This window comes from Cellulomonas septica (assembly GCF_012396155.1).
GTDB classification, from domain to species: Bacteria; Actinomycetota; Actinomycetes; order Actinomycetales; family Cellulomonadaceae; genus Cellulomonas; species Cellulomonas septica.
Genome location: NZ_JAAXOY010000001.1, coordinates 1 through 24,001, shown reverse-complemented (window position 1 = coordinate 24,001; position 24,001 = coordinate 1). Strand labels below are relative to the sequence as shown.

At 71.2% G+C, this 24,001-nt stretch carries 31 protein-coding genes and 1 tRNA gene; 9 read left to right on the top strand and 23 right to left on the bottom strand.

Annotated elements, in window-relative coordinates; translation table 11 throughout:
* Window positions 1-9: 9 nt before the first annotated feature.
* The 11 genes from HGA02_RS00160 to HGA02_RS00110 form a co-directional block, all read right to left on the bottom strand.
* Window positions 10-210: a hypothetical protein gene (locus tag HGA02_RS00160; protein WP_168676193.1), complete on the bottom strand. Its 201-nt coding sequence runs from the start codon at window positions 208-210 to the stop codon at window positions 10-12.
* A gap of 12 nt (window positions 211-222) precedes the next feature.
* The gene (locus HGA02_RS00155; RefSeq protein ID WP_168676191.1) at window positions 223-1,110 is read right to left on the bottom strand and encodes a type II secretion system F family protein; all 888 of its coding nucleotides are present in this window, start codon (window positions 1,108-1,110) and stop codon (window positions 223-225) included.
* A complete protein-coding gene (locus HGA02_RS00150) occupies window positions 1,107-1,964 on the bottom strand; it encodes a type II secretion system F family protein (RefSeq protein WP_168676188.1) in 858 nt (285 codons plus the stop codon). Before HGA02_RS00150 ends, HGA02_RS00155 begins: the two co-directional genes overlap by 4 nt.
* Window positions 1,961-3,409 (bottom strand): TadA family conjugal transfer-associated ATPase, encoded by a 1,449-nt coding sequence (locus tag HGA02_RS00145; protein WP_210727967.1) that lies wholly within the window; start codon window positions 3,407-3,409, stop codon window positions 1,961-1,963. Before HGA02_RS00145 ends, HGA02_RS00150 begins: the two co-directional genes overlap by 4 nt.
* Window positions 3,406-4,176: a ParA family protein gene (locus tag HGA02_RS00140; RefSeq protein WP_168676185.1), complete on the bottom strand. Its 771-nt coding sequence runs from the start codon at window positions 4,174-4,176 to the stop codon at window positions 3,406-3,408. Before HGA02_RS00140 ends, HGA02_RS00145 begins: the two co-directional genes overlap by 4 nt.
* Complete coding sequence (locus HGA02_RS00135; RefSeq protein ID WP_168676183.1) at window positions 4,173-4,730, bottom strand: SAF domain-containing protein; 558 nt, start codon at window positions 4,728-4,730, stop codon at window positions 4,173-4,175. The genes HGA02_RS00140 and HGA02_RS00135 overlap by 4 nt, the downstream gene beginning before the upstream one ends.
* 141 nt (window positions 4,731-4,871) lie before the next feature.
* Window positions 4,872-5,747: a hypothetical protein gene (locus HGA02_RS00130; protein ID WP_168676181.1), complete on the bottom strand. Its 876-nt coding sequence runs from the start codon at window positions 5,745-5,747 to the stop codon at window positions 4,872-4,874.
* A gap of 17 nt (window positions 5,748-5,764) precedes the next feature.
* Complete coding sequence (locus tag HGA02_RS00125) at window positions 5,765-6,418, bottom strand: hypothetical protein (protein WP_168676178.1); 654 nt, start codon at window positions 6,416-6,418, stop codon at window positions 5,765-5,767.
* Between the two features lie 130 nt (window positions 6,419-6,548).
* Window positions 6,549-7,394, bottom strand: a complete 846-nt coding sequence (locus tag HGA02_RS00120) for a hypothetical protein (protein ID WP_168676175.1) — start codon at window positions 7,392-7,394, stop codon at window positions 6,549-6,551.
* A gap of 212 nt (window positions 7,395-7,606) precedes the next feature.
* A complete protein-coding gene (locus HGA02_RS21345) occupies window positions 7,607-8,128 on the bottom strand; it encodes a TetR/AcrR family transcriptional regulator (protein ID WP_210727966.1) in 522 nt (173 codons plus the stop codon).
* A gap of 261 nt (window positions 8,129-8,389) precedes the next feature.
* Window positions 8,390-8,836, bottom strand: a complete 447-nt coding sequence (locus HGA02_RS00110; protein WP_168676170.1) for a hypothetical protein — start codon at window positions 8,834-8,836, stop codon at window positions 8,390-8,392.
* 160 nt (window positions 8,837-8,996) lie between these two features.
* On the opposite strand from HGA02_RS00110, the gene HGA02_RS00105 reads away from it, so the two are divergent.
* The 6 genes from HGA02_RS00105 (at window position 8,997) to HGA02_RS00080 (ending at window position 14,080) form a co-directional block, all read left to right on the top strand.
* Window positions 8,997-9,983 carry a PstS family phosphate ABC transporter substrate-binding protein gene (locus tag HGA02_RS00105; protein ID WP_343035160.1) on the top strand — a complete coding sequence of 329 codons (987 nt, stop codon included), beginning with the start codon at window positions 8,997-8,999 and terminating at the stop codon, window positions 9,981-9,983.
* A gap of 1 nt (window position 9,984) precedes the next feature.
* On the top strand, window positions 9,985-10,953 hold the full coding sequence (gene pstC / locus HGA02_RS00100) for a phosphate ABC transporter permease subunit PstC (protein WP_168676165.1): 969 nt from the start codon (window positions 9,985-9,987) through the stop codon (window positions 10,951-10,953).
* Window positions 10,953-11,849, top strand: coding sequence for a phosphate ABC transporter permease PstA (gene pstA / locus HGA02_RS00095; protein WP_168676162.1), 897 nt, complete (start codon window positions 10,953-10,955; stop codon window positions 11,847-11,849). Before pstC ends, pstA begins: the two co-directional genes overlap by 1 nt.
* A gap of 140 nt (window positions 11,850-11,989) precedes the next feature.
* On the top strand, window positions 11,990-12,763 hold the full coding sequence (gene pstB / locus HGA02_RS00090; protein ID WP_425483018.1) for a phosphate ABC transporter ATP-binding protein PstB: 774 nt from the start codon (window positions 11,990-11,992) through the stop codon (window positions 12,761-12,763).
* 223 nt (window positions 12,764-12,986) lie between these two features.
* Window positions 12,987-13,592, top strand: a complete 606-nt coding sequence (locus tag HGA02_RS00085; protein ID WP_168676155.1) for a winged helix-turn-helix domain-containing protein — start codon at window positions 12,987-12,989, stop codon at window positions 13,590-13,592.
* Window positions 13,593-13,624: 32 nt separating this feature from the next.
* On the top strand, window positions 13,625-14,080 hold the full coding sequence (locus HGA02_RS00080) for an arsenate-mycothiol transferase ArsC (RefSeq protein ID WP_168676151.1): 456 nt from the start codon (window positions 13,625-13,627) through the stop codon (window positions 14,078-14,080).
* Between the two features lie 8 nt (window positions 14,081-14,088).
* On the opposite strand, the gene HGA02_RS00075 is transcribed toward HGA02_RS00080, so the two are convergent.
* From HGA02_RS00075 to HGA02_RS00025, 11 genes are all read right to left on the bottom strand, one after another.
* Window positions 14,089-14,997, bottom strand: coding sequence for an arsenate-mycothiol transferase ArsC (locus HGA02_RS00075; protein ID WP_246247189.1), 909 nt, complete (start codon window positions 14,995-14,997; stop codon window positions 14,089-14,091).
* Window positions 14,998-15,025: 28 nt separating this feature from the next.
* Window positions 15,026-15,343, bottom strand: a complete 318-nt coding sequence (locus tag HGA02_RS00070; protein WP_210727965.1) for an ArsR/SmtB family transcription factor — start codon at window positions 15,341-15,343, stop codon at window positions 15,026-15,028.
* Between the two features lie 87 nt (window positions 15,344-15,430).
* Window positions 15,431-15,856, bottom strand: a complete 426-nt coding sequence (locus HGA02_RS00065; protein ID WP_168676147.1) for an arsenate reductase ArsC — start codon at window positions 15,854-15,856, stop codon at window positions 15,431-15,433.
* A 41-nt stretch (window positions 15,857-15,897) separates the two neighbouring features.
* On the bottom strand, window positions 15,898-16,908 hold the full coding sequence (locus tag HGA02_RS00060) for a metalloregulator ArsR/SmtB family transcription factor (protein ID WP_210727964.1): 1,011 nt from the start codon (window positions 16,906-16,908) through the stop codon (window positions 15,898-15,900).
* Window positions 16,898-18,001: an ACR3 family arsenite efflux transporter gene (arsB, locus tag HGA02_RS00055; RefSeq protein ID WP_168676144.1), complete on the bottom strand. Its 1,104-nt coding sequence runs from the start codon at window positions 17,999-18,001 to the stop codon at window positions 16,898-16,900. Before arsB ends, HGA02_RS00060 begins: the two co-directional genes overlap by 11 nt.
* Window positions 17,998-18,321, bottom strand: coding sequence for a thioredoxin (trxA, locus tag HGA02_RS00050; RefSeq protein ID WP_168676134.1), 324 nt, complete (start codon window positions 18,319-18,321; stop codon window positions 17,998-18,000). The genes arsB and trxA overlap by 4 nt, the downstream gene beginning before the upstream one ends.
* Window positions 18,318-19,313: a thioredoxin-disulfide reductase gene (gene trxB, locus HGA02_RS00045; protein WP_168676122.1), complete on the bottom strand. Its 996-nt coding sequence runs from the start codon at window positions 19,311-19,313 to the stop codon at window positions 18,318-18,320. Before trxB ends, trxA begins: the two co-directional genes overlap by 4 nt.
* Before the next feature lie 414 nt (window positions 19,314-19,727).
* Window positions 19,728-20,933 (bottom strand): tyrosine-type recombinase/integrase, encoded by a 1,206-nt coding sequence (locus HGA02_RS00040; protein WP_168676110.1) that lies wholly within the window; start codon window positions 20,931-20,933, stop codon window positions 19,728-19,730.
* Between the two features lie 6 nt (window positions 20,934-20,939).
* Window positions 20,940-21,200, bottom strand: a complete 261-nt coding sequence (locus tag HGA02_RS00035; RefSeq protein ID WP_168676107.1) for a helix-turn-helix transcriptional regulator — start codon at window positions 21,198-21,200, stop codon at window positions 20,940-20,942.
* Between the two features lie 182 nt (window positions 21,201-21,382).
* Window positions 21,383-21,456, bottom strand: a tRNA-Pro gene (locus HGA02_RS00030).
* Between the two features lie 85 nt (window positions 21,457-21,541).
* A complete protein-coding gene (locus HGA02_RS00025; protein ID WP_168676104.1) occupies window positions 21,542-21,871 on the bottom strand; it encodes a YciI family protein in 330 nt (109 codons plus the stop codon).
* Window positions 21,872-22,055: 184 nt separating this feature from the next.
* On the opposite strand from HGA02_RS00025, the gene HGA02_RS00020 reads away from it, so the two are divergent.
* A complete protein-coding gene (locus HGA02_RS00020; RefSeq protein ID WP_168676102.1) occupies window positions 22,056-22,442 on the top strand; it encodes a VOC family protein in 387 nt (128 codons plus the stop codon).
* A gap of 3 nt (window positions 22,443-22,445) precedes the next feature.
* Here the strand turns inward: HGA02_RS00020 and HGA02_RS00015 are convergent, their stop codons facing one another.
* On the bottom strand, window positions 22,446-22,955 hold the full coding sequence (locus HGA02_RS00015; protein WP_343035157.1) for a COG4315 family predicted lipoprotein: 510 nt from the start codon (window positions 22,953-22,955) through the stop codon (window positions 22,446-22,448).
* A 156-nt stretch (window positions 22,956-23,111) separates the two neighbouring features.
* Here HGA02_RS00015 and HGA02_RS00010 point away from each other — a divergent pair, with 156 nt between their 5' ends.
* Window positions 23,112-23,618, top strand: coding sequence for a sigma-70 family RNA polymerase sigma factor (locus HGA02_RS00010; protein ID WP_168676100.1), 507 nt, complete (start codon window positions 23,112-23,114; stop codon window positions 23,616-23,618).
* A partial coding sequence (locus HGA02_RS20640; protein WP_246247186.1) for an anti-sigma factor family protein occupies window positions 23,615-24,001 on the top strand: 387 nt, incomplete at its 3' end. The genes HGA02_RS00010 and HGA02_RS20640, both read left to right, overlap by 4 nt.

Below are 24,001 nucleotides of genomic sequence, written 5' to 3'. Positions count from 1 at the left end.
CAGTCGCCGTCACGTGATCTGGTCGACCCGCCGCTGGACGGCGGCGGTGATGGCGACGACGAGCACGCCGGCCACGGCGATCAGGCCGAGGATGATGATCACGAGCTCGAGCGTCGAGGCGCCGGCGTCCGACCCCGCTCGCGAGCGCACCCTCGCTCGAGCGGACGTCATGAGGCTGTCGAGGTAGGCGAGGGCAAGGAGCGGGAGCATGAGGTCCTCCGGTCAGGCGAGCAGGATGCGCACGAACGCGGGATAGCCCAGGAGGGCCATGAAGCACAGGCCGAGCAGGGAGACCGGCACGACCATGTGCTCGGAGGCGGCGTTCGCCTTGGCGACGGACGTCGCGAGCAGCTGGGTTCGGAGGGAGGCGGCGCGGGCGCGGAGCGTCGCGTAGACGGCGGCGCCGTCGCGCCCGGCGAGTCGCATGATGTCGGCGACGTCGGCGAGCTCGGGGACGCGTGTCGCTGCCGCGAGCTCGGTGAGGCCGTGCCACGACGGCAGGCCCGCGAGCTCGGCTCGGAGGAGGGCGTCCCGGATCCGCGCGAACTCGCGCGACCCTCCGACGCCCGCCGCGCGGTCCAGCGCCTCCGTAGGTCCTGCGTCGCCGAGCCGCTCCATCGCGACCAGCTCGAGGAACACGCATGTCGCCGCCCGCATCGATGCTCGCGCGGTGACCGCCTGCTGGCGGACGTTCACGTCGGGAAGCAGGAAGAAGACCGCGCCCAGCGCGACGCTTGCCCCGACCGGCACACCAGCGGGGAGGCTGACCCCCGCGACGAGCATCAGCCCGGACATCACCGGGGGAGCGGCGACACCGACGAGGCCGTACAGGATCTTCCGCGCTGCGAGGTCCTCCGGCGACATCTCGACCATCCGCAGGTCGCTGGCGTACCGCGTCAGTCTGAAGACATGCGCGGCCGGAGGGAGCGCGCGGTCCTGCAGCGCGCCCCATCGCGTCGTCCTCGGCGCACGGCGCGATGGGGACGACTCCGTGAGCGAGCGGACAGCTTGGACCACGTCGGGCCGCGCTGGTCTGAGGCCCGCCGTGACGACGACCATCCCGGCGCCCACGAGCCCGCCGGCGATCAGGATGACGAGGTTCGCCGTCATCGTGCACCGTCCGGGGCCGCCAGGAAGCGAGGGGAGGGCGGGCTGAGAGTCAGCGCACGCACCCACAGCAGGCAACCCGTGAACGCGCCGGCGATCGCCAGCAGCACCAGCTGCCCGAGTCCATCGCCGTACGGCGCCAGGTAGGAACCGTTCAGCATGAGCACCGCGGAGACACCGAGCGTGATGAGCGTGACGAGGCGAGCGGTCGACCGAGGCCGGGCTCGCTCGGCCTCCACCTTGCGGCGAGAGGCCACCTCGTCGGCGACCGAACCGGCAGCGGCGGTGAGCACGGAGGAGAGCCCAGGCCCGCGCCGCCGTGACGCGAGCAGGAGGGATGCCACGACGAAGTCGCCGGCCGCGTCGTCCAGGTCGTCGGCGAACGATCGCAGCGCCTGTTCCGTCGTCCAACGCGCCGAGAGTCGCGCGGAGAGCGCGCCGACCTCGCGCGAGATCGGCGCAGGGGACGTCGCCACCGACGCCTGTAGCGACTGCTCGAGGCCGACACCCGTGGCGAGCACGTCAGCAAGACGGCGGGTCCACTCCTCGATGGCCTCAACGCGCAAGATCGCCCGTGCAGCGACCTTCTCGGACCCGAGCAAGTAGGGAAGGCCGACGACCGCGGCGGCGACGATGACACCGGCCACCGGCCACGACGACGCCGCCCACGCCGCGACCCCGCTGGCGCCGGCGGCGAGCCATCGCCAGCGGTGCCAGCCCGCCGCAGAAGCCCGTCGCCGCAGGATCCGTCGTGCGCGGGGCGCGTCCGCACCTGGACGTCGCAGCAGCCCGATGCCGACGAGCACGAGCCCGCCCGCCAGCGTTGCGCCCGCTACAGAGGCCAGGACGCCGGTCATGAGCCCGCCCCCGCCTCGTGCACTGCCCAGGTGCCCATGGGGTGGTCGAGCAGTCGCTCGTCGAAGCCCGCCCGGACGAGGTCCGCCAGACACGCGGGTCGGTGGAGCGGGACGGCACGTCCGTCCGGACCGGGCCCGAAGACGGTTGTCGTCGTAGGCCGGTTGCGCTCGCCGAGTCCGTCGATCTCCACGACCTGGGAGACGAAGCGCTCACGTTTCGCGGGCGGTGGCTCGTCGACGAGCTCGATGTGCACGAGAAAGTCGACCGACCCGGCAAGGAGGCGGTACGCGAACGTGTCGGTCATGTGCACGCCCGCCGAGAGGCACAGCGTGACGATCCGGTCGACCGCGTGATGCGCCGACCGCGCGTGCAGGGTGCACAGCGAACCGTCACCGGTCGACATCGCCTCGAGCATCGGCAGGATCTCGGCCCCCCGAACCTCGCCCACGATGATCCGGCGCAGGTTCAGCCGCAGGGCCGTGGTGACGAGCTCGGTCAAGGTCACCTCGCCTGCACGACGGCCGAGCGCATCGAGCTCGGCCGAGCCCTCGCGGGCCTCCATCGCGACGACGCGTGGGTGTCGGTCTGGGAGATCGTGCAGGTGCAGCTCGTACTCCTTCTCGATCGTGGCAAACCGCTCCATCGGGTCGAACTCGTTCGCCAGCGCCCGGACCAGCGTCGTCTTGCCCGCGTTCTGGAGACCTGTCACGACGACGTTCTTGCCAGCTCGGACGGCAGCCCGCAGGAAGGCTGCGAGGACGGTGTCGAGCGAGCCGAGCGTCACCATGTCGTCGAGGTCGACGTCACGGACCCGGTGCCGGCGGATGACGACGTGCGGCCGCGGCGTCGTCCAGGCGACCGCGGCGAGACGTGAGCCGTCGTCGAGCCGGAGGTGGAGCGCCGGGTGCGCGGACGAAAACGTGCGCTCTGCGGTGCCGGTGCGCGCCGCGAGCAGCTGCAGCACCTCGATCAGCTCGTCGTTCGAGTCGGCCACCGGGGCATGGCGGACGATGCGACCGTCCGCGTACGACACCCAGACGCGGTCGTGCCCATCCACCTCGATGTTCTCGACCGCCGGGTCGTCGATCAGGGGCTGGAGGCGCCCGAGACCGAACAGCGCGGCCATGACAGCCCGCCCGGTCGCCAGCTCGGTCTCGAGCGGCCACGGGTCCTCGCCACGGCGGACGCGGTCTCGCGCTCGTTCGCCGAGCTCAGCGGCGACCAGCGACCGCGCGAGCTCCCGACGAGCCTCTGGGGAGTCGATCCGCTGGGTCTGCAAGCGCTCGGCGAGCCGTGCCGCGACAACCGCTCGCACGTCTCGGACCAGCGAAAGGTCGGCGGCGACCGAGCCCGCGGGGGACTGGATGGCGACCGACGTCGCGGCGAAGGGCGACCCTGCGGCGTGGCCGTTCCTGTGGTCCATGCCCACGTCACGCCCGGTCATGGCGCCACCGCCATGGGGTCCGGCGCGAGCTCAGTGAGCCGCTCCACGACGGCGCGAGACGACCGCACGAGTCGCGAGGCGGCGAGACGGTGCGAGTCGAGCGACGTCGGCGCGGAGAGCGTCGTTGCCGCCGAGCGGTCGTACGCCAGGGCAAAGACATCGGTTGTGCCGATCGCGTCTGCCATCTCGGGTGGTCTGTATCCACCGGCGTCCACGAGGATGCCGAGCGGCGGGGTGCGACCGGCGCGGTCCGCTGCGATCGCCCTGATCGCGCTTGCGGCTCGAACGGCTGACCCGACCGTGGGCCGGACCACGAGAGCAACGACGTCGGAACCGGAGATCCAGGGCGTCGGCTCCCACCGATGGCCGATCCGACCGACGTCCACCACGACGTCGATCCCGTCGTCGGAGAGATCTCGTGCGACGTCGAGGAGCGCGGGCCAGAGCGTGAGGAGCGGGCGTGCCTGTCGGGGTTCACTGACGCCCGGCAGCACCATCCGGCTCGCCTCGAGGTCGAGCGCGGCCGTCCGCTCGATGACCGAGCTGGGCGACACCGACCCCCGGTCCGCCGCCACCAGCGAGACCCCGACCGACTCCGTCGGCGTCCCCAGGAGCGCGCCTGCCAGAACTCCGGAACCTGCCGGGTCCGCGTCGACGAGGAGAACCCGCCGCCCCGGCCGTCCGGACGGCCACGCGGCGAGGAAGGCGAGCGCGGTCGTCGTGACGCCCGGTGCACCTCCTGCAGAGCACAGCGCGACGACCGTCATGGCGAGGCCTCAGGCGGGAGGACCACGATCGCGAAGCGCCCCGTCGCGGCTCGTGTCGCGAGGTAGGGTCCATCGTCCGTTCTGGTCACGACGTCGACGACGACCGTCCCGTTGACGTCGGGGGAACCGACCCGGACGACGCGAGCCTCGTGCGTCGAGGGAGCGCCGGCGACGGGGTCCGCGCCGGGTGAAGGAGCGTCGACCACGAGGAGTCGGTCGCCCGCTGCGAGTCCGCCCGCCGGAACGCGCTCCGGCACGAGGGGAAGAGGTACGAGCACCTCGTCGGCTTCGACGATGCCGCCCGTCACGACATCGTCCGGGGAGACGAGGCTGCCCCGTGTGAGCTCGGTCGAGGCGACGAGACCGACAAGGTCGTCGGCGTCGCGCGCCGGCACCGCCCGCACAGTGGGGTCGAGCGAGGCCGAGGTGGTCGTGAGGTCGGCCGCCGTGATCGTCGCGCCGTACGGCACGTCGCGGGCCATGACGACGACCTCCTCGCGGTCTCCGGCCGAGGACACCAGCCACGCCACCGCCAGGGCGCCGACAGCAACCATGGCAACGCCGGCGATGACCAGCGACGGTCGCCGCCGCCCTCGTGGCGCGATGGTCAGCGGTGGCCGAAGGTCCGGCCGAGCCGGGGATCCGTCATGTGTCTGCTTCTCGCTGGTGGCCGTCATGGCCCCTCCTGCTTGAGCTCACTGCTGGGTGACGAGCACCTGCACCTCGTCGATGCGGACACTTGCCGTGGATTGGCGCGTGACGGTGAGGGAGCCCGACGCGCCGCCTCCGCTCCAGGTCACGTCCCACGTCGTGGTGGCGCTGATCGGGAAGACGCCGTTTGCTTCGGCCGTCGACGGACGGTCGTAGATGTGCTGGCAGGTCGGCGAGGTGACTCCGCCCTCGACGTACGGGGTCCCGGGCGAGGCGCAGGTCTCCGATCGCCCGTCACCCATAGACCAGACGATGTGTCGCGCCTTGGCGGTGGCCGTCACAGACAGCCCGGGCACGCTTGCGGTCGCCGAAGCGGGCCCCCACGTCGACGGTGTGACGTCTGTCCACAGCCAGACAGGGACACCGACGACACCCGTCTCGTCCGAGCCGATGGTCAGCCGGATCGTTGGCCCGGCGAGCTCGAGCAGGGACACCGCACGCTGGGCGAGCTGCTGCGGCGTGATTGACGTCCCGCCGTAGCCGGGTGGCTCGGCCGCCGACCAGACCCAGCCCTGGCGCCCCCCGGGCTGGGTACCGACGCACGACACGGAGTAGATCGCACCCTCGGGGTGGTGGCCGGCCCAGATCACGTCGGTGGCAGGTGGCTGGACGTCGAGCTTGCGCCAGTAGCAGTCGTCGCGATCGTTGAACCACCCGAGCGGGCTCTGGCACGGGACCTCGACGCCGGTCGCGGAGACGATGCACCGACGCTCCGCGCCGCTCCCGCTGCCCCCACCCGCGGGCGGTGCGGGCTGGGCGGGCGCGCCCGGCGTGCCGACGTCAATGACGCAGAACGTCGAGTGCGACGAGCAGACGACCTCGCCGCTCGTACCGATGACAGAGCCGAGCGCCAGTGCCACTGCGACAGCACCGTCGATCAGCATGGCGCTTCGTGGTCGACGACTGACGACCGGATGGTCCAGCGGTCGACGTAGTAGTACGCGGTACTCGTCGTCGTCAGCTTCGACGCCTGGCCCGGCTGCGCCGCGGACTCTCCGGTCGCGGCGTACACCGGGGTCCAATTGGCGCCGTCGACGCAGTCGACGATCGTGGCCGTGCCCTGCTCGCCGACGACGATGTCCGAGACGTGGGGGGAGAGCGTCGGTTCGCCGAGGACCTTGATGCCGTTGCGACGGAACGTGTAGACGCCCGAGATGACCTCCGCGAACGCCGTATCGACGGCGAACCGCTCGAGCTCCGCACCCGGCTCCACGGTGGGGTCGCTGAACGCCGTCACCTTCGCCGCCCAGTAGCCACGGTAGGCATCAAGGATCGCGGCCTCTGCCGAGGCGGTGGCGGGGTCCTTCGTCGGCGTCGGACTCGCCGACGGTGTCGGAGATGCCGGCGACGCAGTAGTCGTGGCGGTCGAGTCCGGTCCCGGCTGAGTGCAGCCAGCGAGGAGGACCGCGCCGGCGAGGAGAAGCCCGCCCAACGCGGAGCGCGTGGAGATGTGTCGATGCCTCATCGGACACCCGCCCCCTGCGGTCCGCGCGCCCGCGAACCGGCTCGACGACTGCGTCGGAGCGCCCATTGCACACCCTTCGGCGCGACGCGCGCATCTTGGGCACGTGTCCCAGAGCATCGTGGACGTCGTCATAGGTGCAGGTGTGCCACGAGTCTGCCAACGCGCGCCGCTGATCCGGTCGGATCTGTGGACAGGCTCACCGCGAAGCGGGCTGTGGACCGTCGAGCGGCGCGCCACTTCGCTCCGCGGCGAGCACGGGGGACCGGTGCCGGCGTACCCGGGTCGAACGAAGGGCGGCGCGCATCGGTGGCGTGGCGGCTGCGGCCGGACCGTCACGCAGGATCCTCGCGATCAGACCGGACCATGTCGCCGTCCCACGCAGCGCCACGCACAGACGACGCGCCTGCCACGGCGGGAGATCGAGGTCGCGAGCCATGTGCCGCCAGCCGAGCGCTCCTGAGCGTGGACCGTTCGAGGCGTCGGGAAGGTCGACGACCGCACGGACGATCCGCCGGGCCTCCTCGTCGGGCCACCCGTTCTCGACGAGCGCCGAGACGACGCAGTCGATCACCGGGAGGAGCTCGCCGGCCGCGGGCTCGGGCGTCGCAGCCTCCCAGCCGTTCTCCAGGAGGACGTCGAGGCTGAGCGGCAGCCGGACGGGCGCCGAGCCGTCCGCCGGGCGCAGCAGCTCCCATGCTCGACGCTCGACCTTGCCGTACCGGGCCGCGATCACCTCACCCAGCGCTGCTCGCTTGGCCGCGCGCCAGACGACGCCCCACGGCGACTCGGCCCGCCGGATCGCGGGCTTCGTCATCGCGACCCACGCTGCCTGCCACGCCGAGGCCTCGCCTTGCGACGCGGCAAGCCCGCGCAGACCCACGTCGATGGCGAGCGGGCGAGCGATCTGGACGCGGACGAACGTCAGCAGCTCCGTCGCGCTCGGGCCGTCCCAGCCCTCAGAGTCGATGCGTTCGAGCGCCCCGAGCAGCGACGCGTGGTCTCTGGTGATGCGCTGCGGCTGGCCGCGCAGGCTCGTGCTCATGGTCGCCTCCGATCTGTCGTCGGCAGCGACCCTCCTCACGCTCACTAGACGCGTCGGTGACGCCGTGGGGGCGTCCACCGGCGTCCGGGCGCGTCATCGACACGTCATCGCGATGTCGATGGCGCTGCACCTGCGTCGACCGTTGCGGCGGCGGATCGGAGACTCGGTGTAGCACCTACGCAGCGCCCGACGACGGTCGTCCGGTTATGGCGTTAGGGCGGCGCAGGTCGTGTCGACGAGCCGGAGGGCCGCCACCTTCGAGGCTGCGCTCCCAGCTCCCGAAACTGCACTGATCGCGAACAGGGCGAGCTCGTCCGCATCCAGGTCGTCACGCACCTGGGATCGGCCTGCGCGGTCCTGATCAGACTTGCCACCAGGCGCTGCAAGGCAGATCCGTGCTCCTCGAACCGGCCGCTCGCGTGCCGCGACGCGACCACGGCCGCCGCACCGGCGTCGATCCGCGACTCGAACAGGTTCACGCCGTGTGTGCAGAGCACACGTCGAATCCGCTCGACGGGGTCGCCGGCATCGGCGGCGAGCGCGTGAAGCTGCTCCAGATGCGCGTGCACCTGCTCGGAGTGCCACTCCTGGAGGACGGACTCGACGTCGGGGAAGTACTTGTACAGCGTGGCTCGCCCGATGCCGGCCTCCTTCGCGATCGCCGTCATCGTCACCCCCAGCAGCCCGCGATCCGCCACCACGGTGGACGTGGCACGCAGGACGGCGGTCCGCACCTCGTAGCGGTGCGACGCGATCGTGTTGGCCCAGCAGGAGGTCCTCCGTGGTGTCTGCGCCCAGCACGTCCGTGCACGTCTCGCTCCGGTGCTGCGCGCCGGGCTGATCAGCGAGACGGAGGCGGCCGAGTTCGTTCGACGCGTCGAGTCTGGCGACCACGACCCGGCCCTTCGGCACCGCATCAATGAGCTCGCGAGGCGCGCGCGAGGCTGACGATACGACGACCGCGCGAACCGAGCTCGCGGCGCCAGACGTGGACTTCAGCTCGGGCGAGCCGCACGGTCGGAGTGTCGACCCTTCCTGACCGTCGTCGGCCGGGCGCCGTCGCGTTCGGCGTCGTGGGCGACGGCATCGGCGAACGCGCGCAGCGCGGTGTGGGCGAGCCGGTGCGCCCGGCGGGAGTGCGAGTCACCGAACACGTGCAACGACTCCCGCATCGGTGCCGCGGTGAGGATGAGCAGGCTTCGACCGGTCGCACGAGGGACGAGGTGAACCGAGACGCGGAACTCCTGGCCGTCCCAGACCGCGGTGCCGATCGCGTCCTCGTCGGGGACGAAGACCTCGACCGTCATGTCCGCCGTCGACAGCCGCAGGCGGCGCGGCCGCCGGTTGCCGGCGACCGTCGCGCGCCCGGTGCGGGCGACCGCGTCCCATGCCGTCGCCGGTGGGGCCGCTAGCTCGACGGAGACCATGACGTCGCTGGTCATGCCGCACCTCCCGATGCCGGATCACCGATGAATAGGTGACCATCTATTCATCATCTCTCGTTGCACTGTGGTTCACCTCCTGTTTCGATAGACCGACTTCTATCAATCCGTCCAGATGGCCGAGCGCACCGGTGCTCGCACGAGAGACGGGAACCCCCACGTGTCCACACTCCGCCTTCGCTCGTCGGCCGCCCTCGGGGCAGCCGGCCTCCTGCTGGCCTTGACCGCGTGCGGCGGGCAGGACCCCGCCGCGGGTGCGGATGTCTCAGGCGACTCGACCGGCGGCTCGGCGCTGTCGGGGCAGGTCGTCGCCGACGGCTCGTCCACCGTCGAGCCGCTCACGTCTGCTGCCGCGACGCTCTACCGCGACGAGCAGCCCGACGTGGACGTCACCGTCGCCACCTCCGGCACCGGCGGTGGGTTCAAGAAGTTCTGCGCGGACGAGACCGACATCTCGAACGCCTCGCGCCCGATCGAGGAGGACGAGACCGCCGCCTGTGAGGAGGCGGGTGTCGAGTACACCGAGATCGTCATCGCCAACGACGGGCTCTCCGTCGTGGTCAACCCGGAGAACGACTGGCTCGAGTGCATCACGACCGAGCAGCTCGCCACGATCTGGGGACCCACAGCAGAGGGCACGGTCATGAGCTGGAAGGACGTCGACCCGTCCTTCCCGGACGAGCCTCTCGCGCTGTACGGAGCGGGCACCGACTCGGGGACGTTCGACTACTTCACCGACGCGATCAACGGTGAGGAGGGCGCGATCCGTGCCGACTACACACCCTCCGAGGACGACAACCTCACGGTCCAGGGCGTCGCGGGGGCCGCAGGCGGCATCGGGTTCTTCGGGCTGAGCTATGCGGAGGAGTACGCCGACACGATCAAGCTCCTCGCCGTCGACAACGGGTCCGGCTGCGTGGTCCCGTCGACGGAGACGGTCCAGGACGGTTCGTACGAGCCGCTCGGCCGGCCTCTGTTCATCTACGTCAACAACACCCGCTACGCGGACAACGCCGCCCTGCGCGACTTCGTCGACTTCTACGTCGCGAACGCCGTCTCGGCGGCCGAGGACGCCCTCTTCGTCCCGCTGACGGACGAGCAGGTCACGACGGCCCAGGACGAGCTCGCCTCGCTGGTCGACGGCTGACATGAGCACAGTCCGTGCCTCTGCACCGGCCGGTCTGCGCGCGCAGCGCCGGTCGGTGCAGGGCGGCCCTCCCGACCTCTCCAGCAGCCGACCTCGCCGTGGCGAACAGCTCGTCCGGCTGCTGCTGCGCCTGGCGGCGTACCTCTCGATCGCGATCACCCTCGGGATCGTCATCTCGCTTCTCCTTCCGGCGCTCGAGTTCTTCCGAGAGGTCTCGGTCGTCGAGTTCCTCACAGGAACGCGCTGGGCACCGCAGTTCGCCGACCCGACGTTCGGGGTCCTGCCGCTGGTCACCGCGACGTTCTGGACGACCGGCATCGCCCTGGCGGTCGCTGTCCCGTTCGGACTGGGAGCCGCGATCTACCTCGCCGAGTACGCCCGCGACCGAGTCCGGCGCGTCCTCAAGCCGATCCTCGAGATCCTCGCCGGCATCCCAACAGTCGTGCTCGGCTTCTTCGCGCTCACATGGGTCGCACCCGTCGTGCTCAAGGAGTGGTTCGGAATCCAGGTCGGCACGTTCTCCATCCTCGCGGCGGGTCTCGTCATGGGCGTGATGATCATCCCGACGGTCGCCTCGCTCTCCGAGGACGCGATGTCCGCGGTCCCGCAGGCGCTGCGGCAGGGGTCCGCCGCGCTCGGCGCGAACCGGATGCAGACGAGCCTGCGCGTCGTCGTCCCGGCCGCGTTGTCCGGGATCGTGGCGGCCATCGTCCTTGGGATCTCCCGCGCGATCGGCGAGACGATGATCGTCGCGATCGCCGCCGGTGCCCGGCCGCAGATGGTGACCGACCCCACGATGGAGGGGGCGACCATGACCGGCTTCATCGCGCGGATGGCCCTCGGTGACGCGCGCGTGGGGTCGCTGCAGTACAACACCCTCTTCGCCGTCGGGCTCCTGCTGTTCGTCCTGACGCTCGTCGTCAATCTCATCGCGATCCGGCTCGTCCGACGCTTCCGGCAGGCCTACTGATGACCGCGCTGTCCGCGACCACGACCCGGCTCGCCACCGGACGTCGCACGAAGGACCACAGCACAGCCTCCCTCGTCTTCCTCGGGCTGCTCTGGCTCAGCCTGCTGATCGCGTTCGTCACGCTCATCGCGCTCGTCGTCACGACGATCGACGCCGGTGCTCCGCGGCTGGACGCACGTCTGCTCACCGAGTACCCGTCGTCCCGACCCGAGGAAGCCGGCGCGCGGCCCGCCGTGCTCGGCTCGCTGTGGGTCATCGTCACAACGGCCGTGCTCGCCATCCCCCTCGGGATCGCCGCCGCGCTGCACCTCGAGGAGTTCGCCGACCGGCGGCACTGGATCAACCGGTTCGTCGAGCTCAACATCCAAAACCTCTCGGCGATCCCGTCGATCATCTACGGGATGCTCGCGATCGGGGCCCTCACCCTGATCGGCGTCCGCAACAAGAACATCGTCATCGGCGGCGCCCTCGCCCTGGCCCTGTTGATCCTCCCGGTGGTCATCATCGCGACGAGGGAGGCGCTGCGAGCGGTGCCGGCGGAGATGCGTGAGGCTTCCCTCGCCCTTGGCGCGACACCATTGCAGACCGCCTGGCGGATCACCCTGCCTTCGTCGATCCCCGGCATCGCGACCGGCACGATCCTCGCGCTTTCACGCGCGCTCGGCGAGGCCGCGCCACTGCTGCTGCTCGGCGCGCTGGTGTTCATCTCGTTCGACCCGAACGGGCTGCTCAGCGGCTTCACCACGATGCCCATCCAGATCTATGGCTGGACCAACAGCCCGCAGGCGGGGTTCCGCGAGCTCGCCGCTGCCGCGTCAGTCCTGCTGATGGTGATCCTGCTCGCCATGAACGCCCTCGCCATCGTCATCCGCAACCGCTACCAGCGCCGCTGGTGAGCGCACCGACCGAAGGACGCCACGCCATGACCAGCACCACGTCGACCGTCGACGACGCGAGGCGCGATGCCGCCGGCGGATCGATCAGCACCCGCCCCGAGCCGGGCGTGCATCGCGAGGTGCCGCCCCACCCCGTCGCCGTGCTCGAGTGCGACGACGTCGACGTGCTCTACGGGACGCACCGAGCCGTCCGCGACGTCTCGCTCGTGTTCGGCGAGCATGAGGTCACGGCCCTCATCGGCCCCTCCGGCTGCGGCAAGTCGACGATCCTGCGCTCGCTCAACCGCATGAACGACCTGATCGTCGGCGCGCACGTCACGGGCAGCGTGCGCTACTGGGGTCAGGACCTGTACGGCGCGGGCGTCGACGCGATCGAGGTCCGCCGCCGTATCGGGATGGTCTTCCAGAAGCCGAACCCGTTCCCGAAGTCGATCTACGACAACATCGCCTACGGCCCCCGCGTCACGGGCATGAAGGTCGGCTCGATGGACGACCACGTCGAGCAGGCGCTGACGCGCGCTGCACTGTGGGACGAGGTGAAGGACAAGCTCAAGCAGAGCGCGTACAGCCTGTCCGGGGGGCAGCAGCAGCGCCTGTGCATCGCACGCACCATCGCCGTCGAGCCTGATGTGATCCTCATGGACGAGCCCTGCTCGGCGCTCGACCCCATCGCGACGTTGCGCATCGAGAGCCTCATCGCCGAGCTGCGCAGCCGCTACACGATCGTCATCGTCACCCACAACATGCAGCAGGCCGCACGCGTCGCCGATCGGACCGCCTTCTTCACGGCCGACGTCGACGTCCGCACGGGAGAGCGGTGCGGGGTCCTGGTCGAGTACGACCACACGGGGAAGATCTTCGAGAACCCTGCGGACCAGCGCACCGAGGACTACATCAGTGGACGCTTCGGCTGAGCCGGAGCCGACCAGGGCGCAGGGAGGACATCCGGTCATGTCCGCGGTCGTGCAGGGGGTCACCGCGCACTTTCGGGTCGACGACGCCATCCGCGAGTGGAGACGCGGCGGGCGCCTTCCAGGAGTGCTGCCGGTCGTAGACAGCGACGAGCTCACCCCGTCCACGACGGACGCTCTCGAGCGCGCCGGGATCCACGCCGAGCGGTACGCCGACTCGGCGAGCGTGCTGACCGCGTTGCGTCAGAGGCCGCCACAGGTGGTCGTGCTGTCCGCGCGGGCACCCGTGCCCGATCCCGCCGACCTCGTCACGCGCCTGCGCCTCGATCTGCACTGCCCGGTGCTGGTGGCACTCGGCGACGGTGACGTGGCTCGCGCGGCCTCCGCGATCGTCGCCGGCGGGACACCGGCGCTGAGTCTGCCGTTGTCGCCCATCCAGATGCTGCGCGTTCTCGCACCCGTCTGGATCGACCCCCCGCGTCCCGAGGTCACGCTCCGGCTCGGCACTCTCGAGATGGACCACGCCCGCCTGGCCGCTCGCGTCGGTGGGCGGCGCCTCCAGACCTCCGTCACGGAGTTCGCCGTCCTGTGGCGGCTCGCTCAGCGAGCGGGAGCGGTCGTCGCCCGGGAGGACCTGTGGTCGCTGTGGCCCGGGGCGCGCGACCCCGACGGCGCCCTCGTCGCCGCGGTCACAAGGATCCGCGCTCGCCTGCACGCCCTCGGTGTCGCCCAGTCGATCGTCACACTGCGCGGGGTCGGCTATCGCTGGGATGACCCCGCCGACACGCCCCACCTCGCCCTGACAGGCAGCGGTGCGGTGATCACCGCGTGAGACACCGCGGTGATGCGTGGGACGCTGCGCGCATGACAGACCGCACCACGACCACTCCCGGGCGTCGGGTCGCCGCTCGCACAGAGCAGACCGGTCAGGTGACGGTGCTGTTCGTCTGCGTGCACAACGCCGGTCGCTCGCAGCTCGCGGCAGGGCTCGCCGTCGCTCAGGCGGTTCCCGGCGTGCGCGTGCTCTCGGCCGGAACAGAGCCGGACGAGCACGTCAGCCAGACGGTTCTCGACTCCCTCGCGGAGCTCGGCATCGACCGGTCCGACCAGGTCCCACGGCTGCTGACCCCTGAGCTGGCCGCCGAGGCCGACCTCCTCGTCGCTCTCAAGCCCGGGCTGCACCTGCCGGCTCACCCTCGAGTCGTGACGTGGTCGCTGCCCGACCCGGCCGACTGGGACGTCGACGGGATCCGCCCCCTGCGCGACGACATCGCGAGGCGGGTCGAGTCGCTGCTCTCCGACCTCGCGCCGCAGGGCTGACGCGACGATCAGCGACCCGAGTGGTGGGAGCTGCGGATCTGCTCGACGAGGCCTCGCACGAGAGCGTCGACCTCGTCCGCGATCGACTCCACCTCGTCGACGGGTCGTCCGGCCGGGTCGTCGAGCCTCCAGTCGAGGTAGGTCCGTCCCGGGACGACCGGGCAGGCGTCGCCACAGCCCATCGTGATCACATAGTCGGACGCTCGCACGACCTCGTCCGTCAACGGCTTCGGGAACTCCAGCGCGGGTGTCCATCCGCGCCTCTCGATGACCTCGAGCACCGTGTGCTCGATGCGGCTGGCGGGGACCGATCCGGCGGTGCGCACTCGGACCGAGGCCCCGGCGCGGGTGCGTAAGGCAGCGGCGGCCAGCTGCGAACGCCCGGCGTTGTGCACGCAGACGAAGAGCACGTCTGCCCCGTCATGCTGCCGTGCCGACCGTACGTCGGCGAGTGCCTCCAGTCGCTCGGCCGCGAACCGCGCGGTCAAGACGGGCAGGTGGGTGCGGACGGTCGCGCGTGACGCGAGCAGCTCGTAGCTCTCGTCGACGAACCTGTTGACGGTCTCGGCCGAGAGCGACCCAGCGAACCGGATCACGAGCTGATCGCTCACTCGACGGAGCACATCGGGCGGCGGGTCGACGGGTGCCGACGACTCGGAACCGAGCAGCGCACCGAACCGCGCCAGGGCGTCGTGCGTCGGCCGGTACGTCGCGCTCGTCCCCGAACCCATCCGGTCGAGCAGACCGACGGAAGCCATCGCCTCGAGGTGCCGACGTACCGCGCGCGCGTCTCGGTCGCCGGCGATCGAGTCCGCCGACGCCTCGCCCCCCGGGTCGCTCAGAATCAGTGCGAGGAGCTGCACACGGTCCGGGTCGGCCAGCACCGCCGCCTGCTGAGCGGCGTACGCCGCGTTCATCGAGCGCTCCCCGAAGAGCGGCCGCGAGTCAGCGCAGCAGGTCGCCGATCGCCTCGAGGCGTCCCGGCACGATCGAGTACCAGACCTCGCGTCCGATCGGCTCGCGTGCGACGATCCCCGCCTCGTCCATGAGCTTGAGGTGGTGGCTGATCGTCGGCTGCCGCAGCCGCAGCGCCGCGGTGAGGTCGACCACCCGCGCACGCCCGTCGGGCGCCTGGAAGATCAGGCTCAGGAGCTGCAGTCGGGTCGGCTCGGACACGACGCGCAGCAGGCGCGAGATGTCCTCGGCCCGCTCGCGCGCCATCGCAGCCCGCAGCGCGCCGGTGCCGGTCTCGGAGACAGGCACCGGCGACGATGCTGAGCGGGTCGACGGCACCCGTCGAGGCTACCTCCGCCTCCGCAACTTCCGCCGGTGCGGCCATGTCGTCACCTGTCAGACCGCGACCGGGGTCACGCCGAGCTCGCCGAGGAGGACCTCGATACGCCGGCGGATCTCGTCACGGATCGGGCGGACCGACTCGATGCCCTGGCCCGCCGGGTCCTCGAGCACCCAGTCCTCGTAGCGCTTGCCGGGGAAGAAGGGGCACGCGTCGCCGCAGCCCATGGTGACGACGACGTCCGACGCCTGGACCGCCTCGGTGGTCAGCACCTTGGGCTGCTCGGCGCGGATGTCGATGCCGACCTCCGCCATCGCCTCCACGGCGACCGGGTTGACCTGGTCGGCCGGTGCCGAACCCGCCGAGCGGACCTCGACCGCGCCCCCCGACAAGGCGGTGAGGAACCCGGCCGCCATCTGCGAGCGTCCGGCGTTGTGGACGCAGACGAACAGGACGCTGGGCTTGTCGGTCGTGGTGCTCATGATGCTCCTAGGAGTCGGTCGTGCGGGTGGTGGGGCGTCGGTCAGGTGCGCGGCAGCGCGAGGTCCGGGACGAGCTCGTGCAGCAACGCACGGACGTGGGCGTCGATGTCGTCGCGGATCGCGGCGACCCCTTCCCGTGAGGCGAGGGCGGGGTCGCCGACGGCCCAGTCCTCGTAGCGGGTCCCCGGGTAGACGGGGCACACGTCGCCGCATCCCATCGTCACGACGACGTCGGCCGCGCGGACGGCGTCGTCGGTGAGCGGCTTGGGAAAGACGCCGTTGCCGACGTCGAGGTCGTCGAGCGCGGCCCGGACGTGTGCGTGGACGTCTGACGCGGGAGCGGACCCCGCCGAGCGCACGACCACCGCGTCACCGGCGTACCGGTGCAGGAGCGCTGCCGCGAGCTGCGAGCGCCCCGCGTTGGCGACGCACACGAAGAGCACGTGCGGGACGCCGTCGCCCGTGACTGCTCGGCCCAGGTCCTCGAGCCGCTGACGGGCGAACCGCTCGGTCAGCACGACGAGGTGCTTGCTCACCCCCGCGCTCCGCGCCAGCGCGGTCGACGAGTCGCGCACGACGTCACGGACGCGCTCCGCTCCGATCGCGGGGAACCGCAAGGCGAGGTCTGCCGCGACACGGTCGAGCAGACGGTCCAGATCGGCCGGCTGCTGGTCCGCGCCGGTCTCCTCGACGTCGGGAGCCGGGTTGACTGTGGCCGGGGCGAACGTCTCCAGGAGCGACCGCAGGGCGCCGCGGTGCGCCGGGGCGATGCGGTAGTAGACCCAGGTGCCGCGTCGCTCGGACGTGAGCAGCCCGACCTCCTTGAGCACCTTCAGGTGGTGCGACACCGTCGGCTGGGAGACGTCGGTGAGCTCGCTGATGTCGCAGACGCAGGCTTCTCCCGTCGGGCTCGCGGAGATGAGTGACAGCGCCCGCAGGCGCAGCGGGTCCGCGAGCGCCTTGAGCGACCGGGCGACGTCGTCCGCCGCGCCCGCGCTCATCGCCCGGGTGGCGATCGGCGTCAGCGGCGTGCAGGTCGTGTCAGTCGTCATCGACAGCACCTCCAGCGGAGACGGGTACCGGCCAGCGGCGAGCGAGGGCCAGCGAGACGTAGACGAGGCCGACGAGGACCGGGACCTCGATCAGCGGGCCGACGACCCCCGCGAGGGCCTCGCCGGACGTGGCTCCGAACGTCGCGATCGCGACCGCGATCGCGAGCTCGAAGTTGTTCCCCGCGGCGGTGAACGCGAGGGTCGTGGATCGGGCGTACCCGAGTCCGAGCACGTAGCCCGCGACCATGCCGGCGCCCCACATGATCGCGAAGTACGCCAGGAGCGGGACCGCGATCCGGACCACGTCGAGCGGGTTGCTCGTCACCGCGTCGCCCTGCAGCGCGAACAGCAGGACGATCGTGAACAGTAGCCCGTACAGCGCCCACGGCCCGATCCGCGGGACGAACCGCTCCTCGTACCAGTCCCGGCCGCGGGTGCGCTCACCGATCCATCGCGAGGCGAACCCCGCCGCCAGCGGCACCCCGAGAAAGACCAGCACGTTGAGCGCGATCTGCCCGACGGAGACGTCCAGACCCTGGGTGTCCAGGCCCAGCCACCCCGGCAGGACCGTCAGGTAGAAGTAGCCCAGCAGCGAGAACGCGACGACCTGGAACACCGAGTTGATCGCCACCAGGACCGCGGCAGCCTCCCGGTCGCCGCAGGCCAGGTCGTTCCAGATGACCACCATGGCGATGCAACGGGCGAGACCGACGACGATCAGACCCGTGCGGTAGGCGGGCAGGTCGGGCAGCAGGAGCCACGCGAGTGCGAACATCACGGCCGGTCCGACGACCCAGTTGAGCACCAGCGAGCTCACGAGCAGCCGCCGGTCTCCGGTCACGGACGCGACCCGGTCGTAGCGGACCTTGGCGAGCACCGGGTACATCATCACGAGCAGGCCGAGACCGATCGGCACGGAGATGCCGCCGACCTGCACCGCCTCCAGCGCGTCACCGAGGGCGGGCACGAACCGGCCGAGGACCAGTCCGGCGACCATCGCCAGGCCGATCCACACCGGGAGCCAGCGGTCGAGCGTCGACAGCCGTCCACGTGTCTCGACCGCGGGCGCCGGGCTCGGCAGGGTCGCGGTCACGCGAGGACCTTCTCGAGCTCGGCGACGATCGCAGCCTTCGGGCGGGCACCGATGATCGACGTCACGAGCTCGCCGGCAGAGTAGACGGCCAGGGTGGGGATCGAGACGACGCCCATCTGCTCGACCGTGGCCGGGTTGGCGTCCGCGTCGAGCTTCGTCACCACCAGACGGCCCGCGTAGTCTTCCGCGATCTGGTCGACGATCGGCGACAGCTGTCGGCACGGGCCGCACCACGTCGCCCACACGTCGACCAGCACCGGCAGCTCGGACTGCAGGACGTCGGAGGCGAAGGTCGCGTCGGTCACGACGGTCGGGCTCATCGGGCGGTCTCCAGGATCTCGGGGGTGGGAGTCGGGTCGGCGATCTGGTGCGCGGCGTCACCGAGGGCGGCGAGGTAGTGCTGGGCGTCGAGCGCGGCGGCGCACCCGGAGCCGGCGGCGGTGATGGCCTGCCGGTAGGTGTGGTCGACGACGTCTCCCGCGGCGAACACGCCCGGCAGGTTGGTCCGCGTGGAGCGGCCCTGCACCTCGACGTAGCCGTTCTCGTCGAGCGTGATCTGCCCGACCAGCAGGTCGGTGCGCGGCACGTGGCCGATCGCGACGAACACGCCGGTCGCGGGGTGCTCACGGGTCTCGCCGGTGAGGGTGTCGCGCAGCGTCACCCCGGTGACCTTGTCCTGGCCGTGGATCGCGACGACCTCGGAGTTCCACGCGAACTCGATCTTCGGGTCCGCGGCGGCGCGGTCGGCCATGATCTTCGAGGCACGGAGCTGGTCGCGGCGGTGCACGAGCGTGACCCGCTTGCCGAAGCGGGTGAGGAAGGTCGCCTCCTCGACGGCGGAGTCGCCACCGCCGACGACGATGATCTCCTGGTCGCGGAAGAAGAACCCGTCGCAGGTCGCGCACCAGGAGACCCCGCGCCCGGACATGCGCTTCTCGTCGTCCAGGCCCAGCTCACGGTAGGCGGAGCCGGTGGACAGGATGACGGCGCGCGCCTCGTACGTCTCGCCGCCCCACACGGTCACCGTCTTGACCGGACCGTCCAGGGACAGCGACACGGCGTCGTCCCACAGCACCTCGGCACCGAACTTCTCGGCCTGCTTCTGCAGCTGGTCCATGAGCTCGGGGCCCTGGATCCCGTCGGGGAAGCCGGGGAAGTTCTCCACCTCGGTGGTGTTCATCAGCGCACCGCCGGCAGTCACCGAGCCGGCCACGACGAGCGGCGCGAGGCCCGCGCGGGCCGCGTAGATCGCCGCGGTGTACCCCGCGGGGCCCGATCCGACGATGACGAGATCGCGCTCTTGATTCGACATGGCTCTATTTAGACACACCTCTATGTCGTTCGGCCAAACGATCCATGAACGGAAGGGGGACCGATAGCCGACAACTTCGGCATGCTGGAGACGCCCCTGTCGGGCTGAACCCTCGGCATCTCCACGCCAGGGCCGACCCTTCGACTGTGGGGCATCGACTCGACCTACACACGGCCGGGGGTCCATGGCGCTGGACAGTTGAACACCTCGCGGCACCCAACGGCCCCGAGGACGACCGATTCGACGCCACAAGATGGGTCCACGACGCCCTCAGATTCCCGGCGTCAGCCCAGTTCAGGGCGAAGTTTCGGGGAAGCGCCGAGATCTGCACGCCGCTCAACTGCACTGCGGCGCACTTTAGGGTCAGGGTCATGTCTGTGCCCTGCCACACGCACGGCGCAGATCGCACTGGTGTCATCGGGGGATCGTTTTCGCGTGGCGACCGCTGCCCGGCGCCAGGTGCTCGAGGATCTCGGCCGTTCGTGCGTCCACCTGCTCGTCCGGCTGGATGTAGTGGAGCCGCGTGATCGCGGTCGAGGTGTGCCCGAGGAGCTCAGCGGCGAGGTCGAGCCCGCCGTGCTTGTCGACCACCGTAGCGGCCGTGCGACGGAAAGCGTGCGGCGTCACCGTCGCAACTCCCGCGGACTGCAGCGCATCGCGGAGTCGACGTCGAACGTTCGCGGTCGTGAGGGGCGTGTTGTTGCGGCTGAAGAAGACGAGGTGGTCCTGCTGCAGTGGCCCTGTTACTGCGAGCCGCGAGAGCACGGCCTCGACAGTGAAGGACGGCACGGCGACCCGGCGCACCGATCTCGCGGACTTCGGGTGGTCCTGTCGGTACGTCGGCCGGCTCTTGGGCGAGACGATCGTGCCGGCGATCCGGATGGTCGGCGGCTCGGCGTCGAGGTCGAGGTCGCACATGCGCAGAGCGAGCGCCTCCCCGATGCGCGCGGACGTGCCGACCATGACCTCGATGATCGCCTCGAGCTGACCATCCGGTCTGGGGCCCACCGACGTTTCGTTCCGTCGCCATGACGCGACGGCGTCGCGGATGACGTCGAGCTCGACCGCTTCGAGGGCCATCGGAGGCCGGGCAGGCCGCTTGAGACGTCGCGTGGCCTGGACCGGGTTGCGGTCGACCGCCTCGAGCCGCACCGCGAGGCCCATCACCAGGCTGAGGATCTTCTTCGAGTGCACGGCACGGGCGTAGCTGAATGCACGCTGCTGCGTGAGCCAGCGTTCCACTCGAGCCACGGTGATCTCGCGGACGGTGAAGTTCCGGAACGCCGGCAGCAGGAGGTGCTCGGCCTCCCACGCGTATCGTTCACGCGTGCTGATCGCCAGCTCGCCTTCGGCCTCCAGAGCCGCGAGCCAGTACGCCACGAGGTCCGCGAACGCGGTGCCGCCCGTGATCTCGCCCGTCGGCTCGAGCTCGTCGGACACCGTCGACATCTTGAGCTGCAACCGCCTCCGCGCCTCGGCCCGGCTGCCACCGGTCGACTCGAGCTGGCGGTAGCGGCCATGCCCGTCCCGGTAGCGCACCCGGGCTCGGAACCGGCCGCCGGGTGTTTGCTGCGTCGAGATCTCGCCGAACGCGCCCACCCCCAGCCGTGACCTAGGCACGTCCGCTCACCGCCCGGCGCGATACGTCCCCGGCGAGGCTTCCCGCACGCTGTCGAGCCAGCTCTGCACAGACGACAACGGGAACTTCAGGTGCCGGCCGATGCGCAGGGCGCACGGCCCCTTGCCTTCCGTGCGCCACCGATAGATCGTGACCACCGGCACGCCGACGTACTCGGCCAGTGCGTCGATGCTCAGCAGCGGTTCGAGGCCCGGGACCCTCGAGCTCGGGCCGGCGACGTCGTTCGGGAGATGGGTCTGCGTGGTCATGCAGAGAGGTGTGCGCACCCCGCTCAGATGTCGCGACGCAGTGCGCGACGCTGCCGGCCAGGCTCGACGTTGACGCTCCCGCGACGGTGCTCGTGAGCCGAAAACGCGGGATAAACGCGGGATGGACCATGTCCAGAGACTCCTCAGGCCTGGTGAGACACCGTCTCACCAGGCCTGATGTGTCGGGCTGACAGGATTTGAACCTGCGACCCCTTGACCCCCAGTCAAGTGCGCTACCAAGCTGCGCCACAGCCCGATGGCCCCCGCAGGGGCCTCGGAAACTCTACCTCACCGGGGCGGGGTGCCCGTCCACCCGTTTCAGGTCTGCGCGTCGGCGCGCCTCAGCCCTCGAACGGCCAGAACGGCCGCACCTCGACGCGCCCGAAGCGGGCCATGGGGTGCCCGGCCGCGATCCGCAGCGCGTCGTCCAGCGACTCGCACTCGACGACGTCGTAGCCGGCGATGTGCTCGGCGGTCTCGGCGAAGGGGCCGTCGGACACGAGCGTCTCGGAGCCGCGCACGCGGACGGTGCGGGCGTCGGACACGGGACGCAGGCGGTCGCCGTGCAGCCGGGCGGACCCGGTCTCGTCGAGCCAGTCCTGGATGCGGTCGCCCTCGGGGGTGTAGGGCTCGCCGGTCGGGTCGGTGCAGATGAGCAGCATGTAGCGCATGGTGGTTCTCCGTCGCTCGCAGGAACCGGGCGGCGGTGCCCGGCGGACGACCCCATGACGCGCGGGCCGCGCCAGGATCGACAACGTGCACGTCCGTGCAGCGCGATTGACCCTGTCACGGCCCCGGTCCTAGCGTCGAGCCGCCGGCCAGCCGAGGGTCGTCTGGCCCGCCCAGGAGGCCGTCATGCTCTCCGACTTCGACGCCATCCCCGTCCTCGCGGTCACGGACCTCGAGAAGGCGCGCGCGTTCTACGAGACCACGCTGGGGTTCACCAGCGCTGGGGACGCCGCGGAGGGCGTGATGTACCGGTCAGGGGGCGGCTCGTTCCTCGTGTACCCCTCGGGGTACGCGGGCACCAACCAGGCGACGGCGATCTCCTTCCAGCTGTCGGCGGACCGGTTCGACGCCGAGGTCGCGGACCTGCGCGACCGGGGCGTCGACTTCCAGACCTTCGACGTGCCCGAGGGCACGTGGCAGGACGGGGTGCTGGTCTCGGGCGAGATGAAGGCGGCCTGGTTCGCGGACCCGGACGGCAACATCCTCAACGTCGAGACCGGCGCGGAGGGCTGAGCGTCACGGGCCGACCTGCGACCCGTCCGGCGCGACCGCGTACCAGACCTGGTTCACGCCCTGGCCGTTGACGTCCCCGGGCGCCATGTCCTGCGCGAACAGGTAGACGGGCCGGCCGTCGATCGTGACCTGGTACTCGCCGTCGGGCGTCTCGATGGTGCCGAGCTCGCCGGTGACACCGTCGGCGACGACGTCCTCGGACTCGGCGTAGACGGGCGGCCAGGCCGTGAGGCAGTCGCCCGTGCACGCGCTCGTCCCGGAGCCGGGGGTGTCCTTGAGGAAGTAGTAGACGGTCATGCCGTCCTTGTCGACGACGACCGACCCGAGGCTGGTGTCGGCCGTCATGAGGTCGGCCGCGCCCGCCGACCCGTCGTCGGAGGGTGTCGACTCGGTCATCTCGTCGGTCGTGGCCTCGGTCTGCGCGCCCGAGTCGTCGTCCCCGGAACCCGAGCAGCCGACCAGCGTGGCGGTCGCGACGAGGCCGAGGGTGGTGAGCAGGATGGTGCGTCGCACGGTGGTCCCCTTTCCCCGGGGGAGCGGGCCCGCGCCGGGTGGTGCGGTGTCGCGGGCTCCCCGTGGAGTCCACGGGCGGGTGAGGTCTCGGGTTCACCTGAACCCGGGGCGGGTGCGGTCCGTGGTGTGGGTGACAGGACGGGAGGTGGGGTGCGCGTGGACGACGACGCGGACGAGCTGCTGCGCGCCCTGCACGCGGCGTACGCGCGCCCGCTGCACCACTACGTCGTGCGGCTCACGGGTGACCACGAGCTCGCGCAGGACGTCGTGCAGGAGGCGATGGTGCGCGCGTGGCGGCACCCCGAGGTGATGGCCCGCGACGACGACGCGGCGCGCGCCTGGCTGTACCGGGTGACGCGCAACCTCGTGATCGACGACCGGCGCAGCGCCCGGCACGTGCGCGAGCAGATGACCGAGCAGACGCCGGACGTCCCGACGCCCGACGGCACGCAGGCCGTGCTCGACGCGTGGCTCGTCGCGGACGCGCTCACGGGCCTGTCCGCCGAGCACCGGGCGGTCGTCGTCGGGGCGTACTACGGGGGGCGGTCGGTCGCGGAGCTCGCCCGCGAGAACCAGATCCCGGAGGGCACCGTGAAGTCGCGGCTGCACTACGGGCTGCGCGCGCTGCGGCTCGCGCTGCAGGAGAGAGGGGTGACGTCATGACCGGCCGCGACAGCGCCGACCGGCCCGACCTGCCCGCGGACGACCCGTTCCGCGAGTGGGACGCGGCGTACGTGCTGGGGGCGCTCGGACCGTCGGACCGTCGACGGTTCGAGGAGCACCTGGCGGTCTGCGACGCCTGCCAGGACCGGGTCGCCGAGCTTGCCGGGATGCCGGGCCTCCTGCGGGCCCTGCCGCCCGACCAGGCGGCCGCGCTCCTGGAGCCGGAGCCGTCCGACGTCGCCGAGGCCGAGGTCGTCGACCTCGCGGCCGTCGCCGTGCCCGCGGGCGAGGCCGACGGCGGCCCGTTCGGCGTGACGGTGATCGCCCGCGCCTTCGACGACCAGCTCGCCCTCGACCTCGCCGCCCGCCTTCTCGCACCCACC